General features: G+C 69.2%; 12 protein-coding genes and 1 pseudogene. 7 read left to right on the forward strand and 6 right to left on the reverse strand.

Annotated elements, in window-relative coordinates; all coding sequences use genetic code 11:
- Window positions 1-27: 27 nt before the first annotated feature.
- Window positions 28-996: a DUF2332 family protein gene (locus tag ACFOWZ_RS30700; RefSeq protein ID WP_382377398.1), complete on the forward strand. Its 969-nt coding sequence runs from the start codon at window positions 28-30 to the stop codon at window positions 994-996.
- Here ACFOWZ_RS30700 and ACFOWZ_RS30705 read toward each other — a convergent pair.
- Together ACFOWZ_RS30705 and ACFOWZ_RS30710 are read right to left on the reverse strand one after the other, a co-directional pair.
- A complete protein-coding gene (locus tag ACFOWZ_RS30705) occupies window positions 987-1,943 on the reverse strand; it encodes a serine hydrolase domain-containing protein (RefSeq protein WP_382377399.1) in 957 nt (318 codons plus the stop codon). The two genes, ACFOWZ_RS30700 and ACFOWZ_RS30705, sit on opposite strands and share 10 nt — an antisense overlap.
- Window positions 1,940-2,818 (reverse strand): alpha/beta hydrolase, encoded by an 879-nt coding sequence (locus ACFOWZ_RS30710; protein WP_382377400.1) that lies wholly within the window; start codon window positions 2,816-2,818, stop codon window positions 1,940-1,942. Before ACFOWZ_RS30710 ends, ACFOWZ_RS30705 begins: the two co-directional genes overlap by 4 nt.
- Before the next feature lie 94 nt (window positions 2,819-2,912).
- On the opposite strand from ACFOWZ_RS30710, the gene ACFOWZ_RS30715 reads away from it, so the two are divergent.
- Window positions 2,913-3,908 (forward strand): helix-turn-helix domain-containing protein, encoded by a 996-nt coding sequence (locus ACFOWZ_RS30715; protein ID WP_382377401.1) that lies wholly within the window; start codon window positions 2,913-2,915, stop codon window positions 3,906-3,908.
- Window positions 3,909-3,975: 67 nt separating this feature from the next.
- On the forward strand, window positions 3,976-5,337 hold the full coding sequence (locus tag ACFOWZ_RS30720) for a glycoside hydrolase family 28 protein (protein WP_382377402.1): 1,362 nt from the start codon (window positions 3,976-3,978) through the stop codon (window positions 5,335-5,337).
- A gap of 3 nt (window positions 5,338-5,340) precedes the next feature.
- Here ACFOWZ_RS30720 and ACFOWZ_RS30725 read toward each other — a convergent pair whose 3' ends face one another.
- On the reverse strand, window positions 5,341-6,162 hold the full coding sequence (locus ACFOWZ_RS30725) for an esterase/lipase family protein (protein WP_382377403.1): 822 nt from the start codon (window positions 6,160-6,162) through the stop codon (window positions 5,341-5,343).
- Window positions 6,163-6,383: 221 nt separating this feature from the next.
- On the opposite strand from ACFOWZ_RS30725, the gene ACFOWZ_RS30730 reads away from it, so the two are divergent.
- Both ACFOWZ_RS30730 and ACFOWZ_RS30735 read left to right on the forward strand, forming a co-directional pair.
- The gene (locus ACFOWZ_RS30730) at window positions 6,384-7,823 is read left to right on the forward strand and encodes a WS/DGAT/MGAT family O-acyltransferase (RefSeq protein WP_382377404.1); all 1,440 of its coding nucleotides are present in this window, start codon (window positions 6,384-6,386) and stop codon (window positions 7,821-7,823) included.
- Window positions 7,824-7,843: 20 nt separating this feature from the next.
- Window positions 7,844-8,377, forward strand: coding sequence for a hypothetical protein (locus tag ACFOWZ_RS30735; protein ID WP_382377405.1), 534 nt, complete (start codon window positions 7,844-7,846; stop codon window positions 8,375-8,377).
- Here the strand turns inward: ACFOWZ_RS30735 and ACFOWZ_RS30740 are convergent.
- The 3 genes from ACFOWZ_RS30740 to ACFOWZ_RS30750 are packed head-to-tail and all read right to left on the reverse strand — an operon-like array spanning window position 8,287 to window position 10,677.
- On the reverse strand, window positions 8,287-9,201 hold the full coding sequence (locus ACFOWZ_RS30740; RefSeq protein ID WP_382377407.1) for an alpha/beta fold hydrolase: 915 nt from the start codon (window positions 9,199-9,201) through the stop codon (window positions 8,287-8,289). The two genes, ACFOWZ_RS30735 and ACFOWZ_RS30740, sit on opposite strands and share 91 nt — an antisense overlap.
- Window positions 9,202-9,253: 52 nt before the next feature.
- Window positions 9,254-10,102, reverse strand: a complete 849-nt coding sequence (locus tag ACFOWZ_RS30745) for a hypothetical protein (RefSeq protein ID WP_382377409.1) — start codon at window positions 10,100-10,102, stop codon at window positions 9,254-9,256.
- Window positions 10,099-10,677, reverse strand: a complete 579-nt coding sequence (locus ACFOWZ_RS30750) for an RNA polymerase sigma factor (protein ID WP_382377410.1) — start codon at window positions 10,675-10,677, stop codon at window positions 10,099-10,101. The genes ACFOWZ_RS30745 and ACFOWZ_RS30750 overlap by 4 nt, the downstream gene beginning before the upstream one ends.
- 215 nt (window positions 10,678-10,892) lie before the next feature.
- Between ACFOWZ_RS30750 and ACFOWZ_RS30755 the strand changes: the two are divergent.
- Together ACFOWZ_RS30755 and ACFOWZ_RS30760 are read left to right on the forward strand one after the other, a co-directional pair.
- Window positions 10,893-11,411, forward strand: a pseudogene (locus ACFOWZ_RS30755) (ATP-binding cassette domain-containing protein); the annotation flags it as partial.
- Window positions 11,412-11,635: 224 nt separating this feature from the next.
- Complete coding sequence (locus ACFOWZ_RS30760; RefSeq protein WP_382377411.1) at window positions 11,636-12,634, forward strand: ABC transporter permease; 999 nt, start codon at window positions 11,636-11,638, stop codon at window positions 12,632-12,634.
- Window positions 12,635-12,669 lie beyond the last annotated feature (35 nt).

Below are 12,669 nucleotides of genomic sequence, written 5' to 3' on the forward strand. Positions count from 1 at the left end.
AGTCCCCTGCCGGAGACGGGAGGGCACGTGACCGCGGCAGGCATCGGCGCCTCGACACTGCGCACGTTCGCGGTGCGGTTGCGCACCAGTGCGCCGGTCTCGGCGCGCATCCTCTCGGAGCTCGCGAGCGAACTCGACCGCGGCGGCCCGGTGGCCGACCTGATCTGCTCGCACAGCGCCGTGCACAGCCCGTTGTTCGGCATCCAGGCACTGGCCGGGGTGCGGTTGCTGATGCTGTCGGGCAAGGCGCCGGAACTGAGCCAGCGCTTCGCCAGCGCGCACGCCGCCGCGATGGCCGGCGACTCCGACTCGGCGGCGCTGCTCGCGTGGCTCGCGGCCAAGCGCGCGATTGTCGAGAACCCCGGCGAGATCCTGGCGGCACTGGACCGCACGGTGCAGCAGCACCAGCCGAAGACGGCCGGGTTCCTGTTGCGCGGCCTGACGATGATCGGCGCGCCGAAGGTCCGGCTGCTCGAACTGGGCGCGTGCGCGGGCCTCAACCTGATCCTCGACCACTACCGCTGGTTCGGCCTCGGCTGGGAGTGGGGCGACAAGGACTCGCCGGTGCGCCTGGCCGCCGCCGGACCGCGCCCGCCGAAGCTCGAGATCGTCGACCGCTTGGGCTGCGACCTGCAGCCGCGCGACCCGGCCGACCCCAGGCACGCGATGATCCTGCACTCGTTCATCCCGCCGGAACACGACTCGCTGCGGTGGGACCTCGACGACGCCATCGAGCTCGCGGCCGAGGTCGGGGTGAAGGTCGAACGCTCCCCCGCTGGCCGGTGGCTGCGCGAGAACCTCGTGCCGCCGGTCGAACCCGGTACGTACACGGTGATCTGGCACAGCTCGTTCTGGGCGTACCTGACCGAGGACGAGCGCAACGAGATCGAGACGACGCTGACCGCGGCGGCGGGCGCGATGCCGCTGGCGCGGGTGTCGTACGAGTCCACCGACTTCCGTTCGACCCCGCGTCTCACGGTCACGATCTACAGCTGAGTCGCCTTGAGCTGGAAGGCTTTCAGCGCCTCGTCGATCGCCGGGTCGTGCCACCGCTGGAGGTTGACCGCGAGCGTCACCTGCCGCCTGCCGTCCGCGCTGTGGAACGACCACGTGCCCGCGCCCCACACCGAACCGTCGTGCCCCCAGAACTCCCCGTGCCGGTGCAACCCGAGCCCGTACTCGACGGTCGAACCGTCGAAAGCGACCACCGGCCTCGTCTTCTGCATCTCCGCCAACGACTTCCGGGACACGACCTTGCCGTCGAGCAGCGCGGAGAAGAACAGGTTGAGGTCCTCCACGGTCGAGATCAGCGAGGCCGACACGCCGACCCACGACATGTCGTAGACGCTGTAGTCGCGCGGCGGGTCCAGCAACCCGAACAACGCCTCGTACATCGGCGGGTGCGGCCCCTCGATGCGCGTTCCGGTGGGGAACATGGTGTTGTGCAGCCCGGCGCGTTCGATGACGTGGCGCGTGATCCACCGCTCGGCCGTCATGCCGGTGACCTTCTCGATCAGCCTGCCCAGCAACAGGTACCCGGTGTTGGAGTAGGTGCCCGGTGGGACCGCGGGCGCGTCGACGCCCAGCTTGATCAGCTCTCGCGGGTAGAAGTGCCGGAACTGGTTGTCCTCCAGGCTTTGCGACGATCCCTCCAGCAGCGACGGGAAGGCGAGGAACCGGTAGTCGGCCAGGCCGCTCGTCATGTTCAGGAGCGTGCGGACCGTGGCGTCGCCGTGCACCGGCGTGTCCAGCCCGATCTTGCCGCGTTCCACCAGCTGCATGATCGCGGCGGCGGTGAACGTCTTGGTGACACTGCCGATCCGGTGCCGCACGTCCGGCGTGACGTCGCCCGCGGCGCCACGCCACACCTCGCCGTTCTCCCGCACTTCCGCCCACACACCGGGAACTCCCGCCCGGTGAATCGCCTCCAGTTCGGCCTTCACGCGAACGCCCTCCTCAGCACGGCGCCGATCTCGGCGAACTGGCGTTGCGACACGTCGGCGGACAAGAGCGCTTGTGAGCCGTGGAAAGTGCCCGGCCACTGGTGCAGCTCGACCTGCACGTCCGACTGCATGAGCCTGGTCGCGTAGGCGATGTCCTCGTCGCGGTTCGGGCAGAACTCGGCGCTCGCGATGTACGCGGGCGGCAGGTCGGACAGGTCCTCGGCGCGTGCCGGTGCCGCGTACGGCGTGGCGGGCTGCCCGCCCAGGTAGTGCGCCCACGCCTGGACCGCCTTGGCGCGGGTGTACCAGGGCGTGTCGGTGAAGTGCCGCGCCGACCACGTCGTGAGCCGGTCGTCGAGACCCGGCTGGTGCAGCAGCTGGAACCGGATGGGCGGCCCCTGCTCGTCGCGGGCTTTGAGTGCCAGCGCCGCCGCCAGCCCGCCGCCCGCGCTGTGCCCGGCGACGGCGAGGAGGTCCGGGTCGTCGGCGTTCTCGTGCGCCCACAGCAGCACCGTCCACGCGTCGTCGAGCGCGGCGGGGAACGGGTTCTCGGGCGCCAGCCGGTAGCCCACGGAGATCACCGTCGCCTGCGACCGTGCGGCGACTCGGGACGCCCACGGGTGTTCGGTCTCCACGTCACCGATGCACCAGCCACCGCCGTGCATCCAGACGACCGTGCCGTGCGCGTCGTGCGGCCGGTAGATCCGCACCGGCACGTCGGGGTCGCCGGGCACCAGCCGGTCCTCGACCTCCATCCCGTCCGTCTCCGCGGGGATGCCGCCCGCGAGCTCGGCCAGGAACGCCCGTTCCTTCACCACGTCGGTCAGCTCGGCCTTCGGGAAGAACGGGATGAACGCTTCCAACTCGGGATCCATGCCGACCATCTTCACGATCTTCAGGCCCTGCTTCAGCCGACGCCTGTCGCACGATCCGGGGTCATGGCGCGCCATTCGTCGCTATGGTCGCGGCATGGAGGCCTTGGCGACCCGGCTGTCGAACCTGGACTCGCACGTCGAGGGCGCGATCAGAGTCGTGATGTTCTACGACACCCTGATGCGCCGCCGCGTCGACCTCCCCGCCCTGGCACGGGCGTCGGCGGGCCTGGCGGAGTCCGTGGCGGGCATCCGCCTGCACAGCACGGGTCAGGTGATCCGCATGTCGCCGGGCGGCACGCCGGCGGGCGGTGAGGCGGTGGTGTCGTCGCGGAGTCCGATCCTGCTGGACGAGGAGGAGATCGGCGAGGTCTGGCTGGAACGCGCCGGCGCGGGCCCGCTCGACGAGGTGGTGCTGGACCGGCTCGCGCTCGCGGCGGCGGCCGTCGTGGAGCGCTACGGACCGGCCCGGACGACGATGGCCGACCCGGCGCTGGTCGAGCTGGTGGTGAGCGCCGGCAGCGACGAGGCGGGACGCGCACGGGCGTTGCGGCTGCTGGGGTTCGCGCCGGGCCAGCGGGTGCAGGTGGTGGCGGTGAGCTCGGACCTCGCGTTGGACCGAGTGGCGGCTGTGGTGTGTCCGGGGCACCTTGTGAAGGCAGCTCTCGTCGACGGAACAGGAATCCTGCTCGCCACGCGTCTCGGCGACTTCCCACCCGGCGTCCACGCCGGCATCGGCTCCGACCCCCACCCCGCCCGCGCCTGGTCCGAAGCCCAGACCGCGCTGCGCTTCACCACCACCCGCACCCCCGTCGTCCACCACCCCGACCTCGGCGCCCTCGCCCTCCTGGCCCACGTGCCCGCCGAAACCCTGCGCGCCAACGCCGACGTCACCGCGGTCGCCGCGCTGTCCGCCGAAGACCTCGACACCCTGGACGCCTACTGCGCCACCGGATCGCTGCGCCGCGCCGCCGACCTGCTGCACCTGCACCACAGCAGCGTCTCCCGCCGCCTGGAGCAGATCGGCAAGGTCCTCGACGTCACCGACCTGGCCCGCGCCAAGCTCGCCCTCGCCGCGTTCCGCCTGTTGTGAGGCTCGCCGAAAACGTTTACAGTTTTTCAGCAACGCCGCCGTTCGCCTCCGAGGAAGAGGACGTCGAATGGACGGCAGGATCACCCGTCGGCTGCTGATGAAGTCCACCGTCGTGGCCGCGATCGCCACGCCCGCGCTCACCAGGACCGCGGTCGCGGTGCCCGACCTGCCCTGGCCGGCCGCCACCGAGATCGTGCGGAACACGAAGCTCCCGTCGTTCCCCGACAAGAACTTCGACGCGACCGCGTACGGCGCCAAGGGCGACAACAAGACCGACAACACCGAAGCGTTCAAGAAGGCCATCGCCGCCTGCAACGCGGCGGGCGGCGGCCACGTGATCGTGCCTCGCGGAACCTACGTGACAGGCGCGATCCACCTGCTGAGCAACGTCGACTTCCACCTGGAGGACGGCGTGCTGCTCAAGTTCTCCGGTGACGCCTCGAAGTTCCCGACCGTGCTCACGCGTTACGAGGGCATCGAGTGCATGAATCGCTCCCCCATGATCTACGCCCACCGGCAGACCAACATCGCGCTCACCGGCAAGGGCACGCTCGACGCGGGCGCCACCGGGAGCTGGAACAAGGGCAGCGACCGTTCGTACCTGGAGTCGTTGGTGGCCAAGGGAACCCCGCCGGAGAAGCGCGTGGTTCCCGGTTCCGGCAAGAACATGCGCTCCACGTTCGTCGAGCCCTACGACTGCGACACCGTGCTGATCCAGGGAATCACCCTGAAGAACCCCAAGTTCTGGCAGATCCACCCCACGCTCTGCAAGAACGTCACGGTCGACGACGTGCACACCGACCCGTCGACGGCCGCCAACAACACGGACGCATGCGACCCCGAGTCGTGCGATCACGTCGTGATCTCCAACAGCGATCTCGGCGCGCACGACGACAACGTGGCCATCAAGTCGGGCCGCGACGAGGACGGCAGGCGGATCAACGTGCCGTGCCAGAACATCGTCGTCGTCAACTGCCGCATGAACGGCAACTGGGGCGCCATCACGTGCGGCTCCGAGCAGACCGGCGGCATCCGCAACGTCTACGGCTACAAGCTGAACTGCGTCAACGCCACCAAGTTCGCGCTGTACGTCAAGTCCAACACCAAACGCGGCGGCTTCTCGCAGAACATCAACCTGGACAGCGTCTCCGGCACGTTCGGGCGCGCCTTCGTCTACGTCACCACGACCTACAACTCGCAGACGGGCAGCAACGTGCCGAAGTTCGGCCCGTTCTCCGTCTCGAACTCCAGCTGCACCAAGGCTTCCAAGGTCCTCGACGTGTCCGGTCTCGCACAGGAACACGTCAAGGGCCTGGAAGTGCGCGACAGCAAGTTCAACGGTGTCGGCTCCACCACCAACACCGTCAAGAACGTCGACGGCCTGAAGTTCACCAACGTCACGGCGAACGGCAAGCCGATGACGAAGTAGGTGTCAGGCGGCCCGCGGGTACATGCGGGCCATGCCGGGCGGCGCGGCGAAGGGTGCCCACGTGCCCTCCGCCTGCGCCAGCCGGTCAGCCACCACCCACAGAACGGTGGCGTTGAAGCCGTAGCCCAGGTGCGAGGACGACACCTGGACGCTTTCGCGCCGCGGTCCCGGTTCCTCGACGCACGACTCCCACGACACGATCCCGTCCGTCTTGGAGAAGATCGACGTGGCGGGCACCGGGATCGGCGGCCGCGTCGACTCCAGGGGCGGGAACTCGTCGCGCGGGATGTGCAGGCGCGAGAACAACGCGAAGGCCGGCATCGCCCGTGACTGCACGGGATCGCTCATGTTGTACGGCGATCCGAGCGTGATCACCTGGCGCACGCGGTGCGGGTGGTCGCGCGCCATCTCGCGCGCGAAGATCCCGCCGAGCGACCAGCCGACGATCGACACCGGCCCGCCGTGGGCGTCGGAGACCTTCTTGACCAAGGCGTGCATGCCGTCGACGGCCTTGCGCGTCGGCCCGATGTTGCGGCCCAGGCCCCACCGGTGCACGTCGTAGCCCAAACCGGACAGGAACCGGCGCAGCATCACCGTGGAGGAGTCCGCGGCGCCGAGGCCGGGGAACACGAGGACCGGGTGGCCGTCACCGGAAGGCGCACCGCGCAGCATCGAACGGGTGGCGACGAACTCGCCGACGTCGAGGGCGCAGCGGGTGGGCTCGGTGAGGTACCAGAACAGGCCCGGCGCCGATCCTCTGACGAGGTGGAGGGGAGAGGCAGCAGCAGGAACTTCGAAGACTTCGTCCGAAGGTACAGCGGACATAGGAGCCTCCCCACACGTCGACAACCCCGAGCCGGCGCCCTGGGCGGCGTTGCCCAGTGAGTCCATGATGTTTCGTGAACGATCTTTTGGCCAGTACTTTCGAGTCTCGATTCGCCACCGTCAGGTAACGCGTTGGCAACCTCACACGTGTGCAGTGCCTCTCACCTGCATGGACGTCGATTCAGATGGTCTCGTCCTCTAGCATTTTTCGAGTGGATCGGATGAGCTCTTTGGACGCAGGCTTCTACTTCATCGAGGACGAGAACGTGCCCATGCACGTCGGCTCCGTCCTCGTGTTCGACGGCCCGGTGCCGTCCTACGGTGACGTGATCCGCCTCTTCGTGTCGCGGCTGGACCAGGTTCCCCGCTACCGGCAGAAGGTGAAGGCCCTGCCGTTCCACGTCGGCCGTCCGGTCTGGGTCGACGACGACCACTTCAACATCCTGTACCACGTGCGCCACACCGCCGTGCCGTCGCCGGGCGGTGAGGACCAGCTGCGCAACCTCGCGGGCCGGATCTTCGCGCAGAAGCTCGACGACACGAAGCCGCTGTGGGAGGCCTGGCTCGTCGAGGGCCTCGAAGGCGGCCGCTGGGCGATCATCTCCAAGGTCCACCACTGCATGATCGACGGAGTGTCCGGAACGGACATGCTCCAGCTCATGCTGGACTTCAAGCAGGACAGCGCTGTCCCGGAGCCCAAGGAGTGGACGCCGGCGCGGCAGCCGTCGACCCTCGACCTGGTCGTCAACGGTGTGCGCGACGCGGTCGTCACGCCCGTGCAGCACCTCGCCGCGTTGCCCGCGGTCGCGCGGAACCTGCGCTCGCTCAGCGAGATCGTCGACTTCGGCAAGTCGGTGCTCGGTTCGCTTCCCGGCACGGCGCGGCGTCTGGTCACGCGTGCCGCGACGTCGTTGAACGGTCCTATCGGGCCTCACCGCCGCTGGGTGTGGGCGCGCGCGAACCTGGCCGAGATCAAGCAGATCCGCACGGCCGCCGGCGGCACCGTGAACGACGTCATCCTCACGGCGATCACGCGTGGTTTCCGCGACCTGCTGGAGAAGCGCGGCGAGCTGACCGAGGGCATGGTCGTGCGGACCATGGTGCCGGTGTCGATGCGCAAGGCCGACCAGCACAACGAGCTCAACAACCGCGTCAGCGCCGTGCTGGTGAACCTGCCCGTCGGCGAGGCGGACCCGGTGAAGCGGCTCGCGTCGATCCGCGCGCAGATGGACGACCTGAAGAGCTCCCGCCAGGCCGCCGGCGCCGACGTGATCACGAACCTGTCGAACTTCGCCGCGCCGACGCTGATGGCGCTGGGCTCGCGGACCGCGATGCGGTTCCCGCAGCAGATCCTGCAGACCGTCACCACGAACGTGCCGGGCCCGCGCATCCCGCTCTACATGCTCGGCCGCCCGCTGGTGGAGATGTTCCCGTACGTGCCGGTCGCCTCGACGATCCGGATCACCGTCGGCATCTTCTCCTACCTGGACAGGTTCACGTTCGGCATCAACGCCGACTTCGACGGTGTGCCGGACGTGCAGCTGCTCGCCGACGGCATCCGTGCCGGGTTCGACGAGATGGTCGCGCTGGCCGCCGAGGCGGCCGAGAGCACGGCAGCGGCGCAGAAGGTCGTCGACGCGAAGCCGGAGACCACGGCCTGAGACACGACGTCACGGTTCAGGTGGGTGCGCACGACCTGCACCTGACCGTAGTAGGACTCGACGCACGGCTGGGTGCCCTCGGAATGGCGCTCGGCCAGGTCGACGACGTGCGCATCGAGCTCGAGAACGTGCGGTGGTCGCGCTGGCGTGCTCGCCGCGCGACCGTCGTGTGCCGGGACGTGCACGTGAACCCGCCCGCGACGCTGGTGTCGTCCCCGGTCGAGTTCCGCGTCGAGGTGGAGTTCTCGGACATTCCGGAGTACCAACGGGTCAGTTGGTTGCCGTTGACCGTCCAGTTGGTCGGTTCGGAGCTGCACGTCAAGCTCCACAAGTGGCTGCCGGCGCGCATCTTCGCCGTGCCGGAACTGCCGCGCGGCATCGAGCTCACCGGCGTCGAGCAGCTCGACGACCACTTCGTGCTGACCGGTGCCGCCCCCGTGCTGCGGGAGCGGCTCACGTTCGGTCAGCTCGCGGAGGTGCTCAGGCGGTTGGCGTCCATCCAGTCGAGGACCCGCTCGGACACGACCTCGGGGATCTCCATCTGGGGCACGTGACCGATGCCCGCGTACTCGTCGTAGCGCCAGTGCGGGTGCCTGCGCGCAACGAACCGGGCGGCGGCGACGTTGACCAGCCGGTCCCGGTCGCCGCTCATCAGGAACACCGGCACCCGGACCTTGGACATCGCCGCGTAGTAGGCGCCGCGCCTGGAGGTCGTGAACACGGTGCTGCGGGCGGCGGCGAGGAACGCCTTGTCCAAGCCCTCCACCTTCGCGCGCTCGTCGATCAGGTGCTCACTGGCCAGCTTGAGCTCCTCGGGAATGCCCGACGGGTCCGCGCACACCATCTCGAGCAGGCGGTCGATCTGCTTGCGGGCCGGCACCGCCCGCGCCTTGGCGAGGAACCGCTCGCCCAGGCCCGGCACCGAGTACATGAAGAACGTGGCGAGCATGGTCGGGTCCGGCCGCGTGCCGAACACCATCGGCAGCGCCGGGTCGACCAGCACCAGGCCCTTGACCAGCTCCGGGCTGTAGGCGGCGTGGAAGAGCGAGATCAGCCCGCCCATCGAGTTGCCGACGAGGATCACCTGCTCCCCCACGACGTTCCTGACGAACCTGCCCAGCAACCGCGTGTTGGCCTGGACCGTGGTCTCGCGGCCCTCCGGGTTCGTCAGGCCGTGCCCGGCGAGGTCGACAGCGGTGACGCGGGCCTTGCGCGCGAGCAACGGCGCCAGCAACGCCCAGTTCAGGTGCGACCCGCCGAGCCCGTGCACGAGGACGACCCGCGGCCCGTGCTCAGGTCCGCCGAAGTCGACCCAGTGCACGGGCCCGTCGAGGTCCGCGTAGTGGCTGGTGCCCCCGAAGTTCGCCACAGTCGTCATACCAACCAGTATGTCGGTAAGACCAACCGGTCGGTAGCCGCTGTACGCCGTGTCACTTCCAGGGCGTCGCGACCTGGCACTGGTCCTTGGGCTTGCGCCGGTCACCGTGCACGATCTCGCCGTTCTCCGGATTGAAGAAGCACGACTCCCACAGGTCGGAGCTGGTGCCGAGCAGCTTGCCCTCGGCGTCGAAGGCCTGCACCGAGGGCTGAGCCTCCAGGTTCGTGATGGCCCAGTTCGACGGGTAGTAGAGACGGAGGGCGTACGTGCCGTTGGCGACCTTCGCCTCCTCCGTCCGGTCGTCGATGGAGATCGTCACCTTTGCGACCCTCGCGTCGACCCGCCCCACGACCGTGCGGTAACCGGGCTTTCCCACGGTGCCCGGCCTGCCGTCGAGGTCGCCGCCGGCGTGGGCGCTGACGCCGTCGACGGAGAAGTGGCCGGGCAGCCACTTCGGGTTCAACTGCCCGAAACCGGAGTTGTACTTCATGCCCGCCTCACCCAGGTGGCAGTCCAGGTACTCGCGATCGGTGTAGAGGAGCGCCCACTGGGTCTGCTCGTTCAACAGCTGGTGCAGCTTCGCCTTCCCGACCATCCCGGTGGACTTCGCACAGCCGTCCTCGATCTCGGCGACCGTCTCCGGCGGCAGGCCGAAGTCCGCGCTGGTGGTCGTCGGCGGCGGCGCGGTGGTGATGTGGACGGCCGGCGACGGATCCGTGGGCGCGGGCCGCAGCAGCACCACGCCCGTGGCGACGACGGCCACCGCGGCAGCCGCGGCGAGCAGCGGGACGGTGAAGCGCGAGGTCCTGCGACGTCCGGCGACGGCACGTTCGAGCTCGGCGCGGATCCGGGTCTGCCTGCCAGGCGGCAGGTCGCGAGTGGGCGGAAGCATGCTGGTCATCGGTCCTCCCCGGTGTGCACGAGCTCGCGGTGCTGCTGCTGGAGCTTCGACTTGGCCTTGCTGACCCGAGCCCGCACGCTGCCCTCGGTGATCCCGAGGACCGAGGCGGCATCGGCGTAGGACACCTCGGACCACACGCACAGCGCGAGCGCCTCACGTTCGTTGCGCGGCAACCGCGCCACGGCCCGGAGCAGCTCCTTCATCCGCCGCTGGTCGTCCAACCGTTCCGCCACCAGGTCAGCGTGGTCAGGCACGGCCGGTTCCTCGCCGACGCGCCGCAGGTTCTTCAGCCTGCGCACCAGGGACCGCTGCTCGTTGCGCACGACGTTCGTCGCCACCGTGAGCAGCCACGGCAGCGCAGACTCGCGCTCCAGCCGCACCTCCCCACGCTTGCGCCAGGCCAGCAGAAACGTGGCCTGCAAGTGGTCCTCGGCCTCGGCCCAGGACGCCGTCAACCGGAAGCAGTGGTTGTAAACCGCCTTGGCGTGCCGGTCGAACAGCACCCCGAAGGCGTGCGCACCGCCCCCAGCGGCCTGCGACCACAGGGAGCGGTCGTCAGGGTCTTCGCTCGTCATACCTGTTCGTGTCCGCTCGCCCCGTCGGTGTTGGCACCAGTTTCACGCACCCGTCGCCAGCGTCCGGAGCGTGGCGGACCTTCCCGGTCGACACGCGCCCCGGACTCCCGTCCCGCCGTCAGGTTGCCCCCGCGAGGCACTGATCACCGATTCACTACTTCACTAGTGAAAGGTGTTACCTTGGCGCCGTACCCCATGACGGAAAGGAGACTGCCTTGAACCTGCGAAGGCAGCCTGACCAGGCGCCTCCGGTCATCGCCGAGGGCCTGGGCAAGAAGTACCGCCGCGGCTGGGCCCTGCGCGAGACGTCCCTGGTGATCCCGAGCAACCGGGTCGTGGCCCTCGTCGGGCCGAACGGCGCGGGCAAGAGCACGTTGATGGGGCTGATCACCGGGTTGCTGCGGCCGTCGACCGGGCGGATCTCCGTCTTCGGCGACCGTCCTACCGGCAAGGGACTGCACCCCGCGGTGTCGTACCTGGCTCAGCAGAAGCCGCTGTACTCGCAGTTCACGGTGTCCGAGACGCTGACGTTCGGGGCGCGGACCAACCCGACCTGGGACCAGGGTTACGCCGAGTACCTCATCGGGCAGGCCCAGGTGCCGATGAACGCCGTGGTGGGCACGTTGTCCGGCGGGCAGCGCACCCGTGTCGCGCTGGCGCTGGCACTGGGCAAGCGGCCCGGGTTGCTGCTGCTCGACGAGCCGTTGGCCGATCTCGATCCGCTGGCCCGCGAGGCCGTGTTGCGGGCGCTGATGGTCGAGGCGAGGACTCAGGGCATCACCGTGGTTCTGTCGTCACACGTGCTGGCGGAGCTCGAAGGCGTGTGCGACCACCTCGTCCTGCTCCACAAAGGACGGATCCTGCTGGCCGGCGACGTCGGTCAGCTCAGCCCCCACGGCGTGCCGCTGGGCGAGCTCGCGTTGAACCGCATGCGTCAGGCGGCACAGGAGGAAGCGGCATGATCTGGGTTTCCTGGCGGCGGCAGCGCGCGCAGCTGCTCACCCTGCTCGGCCTGTTGGTCGTCGGCGCCGGCGTCATCACGCTGCTGCGGTCGAACATGCTCGACGCCATCGCCTCGGCGCAGCTCACCGACTGCGTGACGCGCCCCCTTCAGGAGTGCACGGCACCGACGGGGGTGATCAAGAACTTCTACGCGAGTTGGTCGGACACGATGGAGAAGGGAGAGATGCTGATCATCTTCGCCCCCGCCCTGATCGGCGTCTTCATCGGTGCTCCCCTCTTCGCGAGGGAGCTGGAGCAGGGCACCCACGTGCTGGCCTTCACCCAGTCGGTGAGTCGCACCCGGTGGATGGCGAGCAAGCTGGTGATCGCGCTGGTGCCCGCACTCGTCCTGCTGGCCGCGCTCCAGTCCCTGGTCACGTGGTGGCTGTCCGCGGCCGGCTCACTGGGTCCGCTGGACGGCAGTCCCTTCTCCACAGGGATCTTCAGCATCTCGCACGTCTCACCGGTCGCCTACGCGCTGTTCGCCTTCGCCCTCGGCACCTTCATCGGTGTGATGTCCCGCCGCACTCTGGTGGCGATGACCGCGGGGCTCGGCGCGTTCGTCGCCGTGCGCTTCGCCCTGGCCGGCCTGGCGTACCGCCTGCTTCCCACCCAGCGCCAGGAGGTGACGCCCGACAAGGAGCTCTCCGCGCGAACGGACGGCAGCCTGGTGATGAACCACGGCTACCTCGACGCCGCCGGGCAACCGGTCCCGCAGGACAAGGTGACCGCTCTGACCGAGGCCTGCAAGACCGTGCCGCAGGGGCAGGGCACGGCGGACACGCAACAGCAGTTCCTCGAGTGCCTGCCGAAGTCCGGTCTCGCCAAGAGTTTCGCGGACTACGTCCCGGAGAGCCTGGCCTGGCAGGCGCACCTCTACGACGCCGCGATCTTCGGCGTGCTCGCCGTCGCGCTGCTGGCCGGCACCACCTGGGCGCTGCGGCGGCAGAGCTGAGGACGGTGCGGGTCCCCGGCTGCGCGAGCACCTAT

Origin of the sequence: Lentzea rhizosphaerae, from assembly GCF_042649515.1 — a bacterium.
Taxonomy (GTDB): domain Bacteria; phylum Actinomycetota; class Actinomycetes; order Mycobacteriales; family Pseudonocardiaceae; genus Lentzea; species Lentzea aerocolonigenes.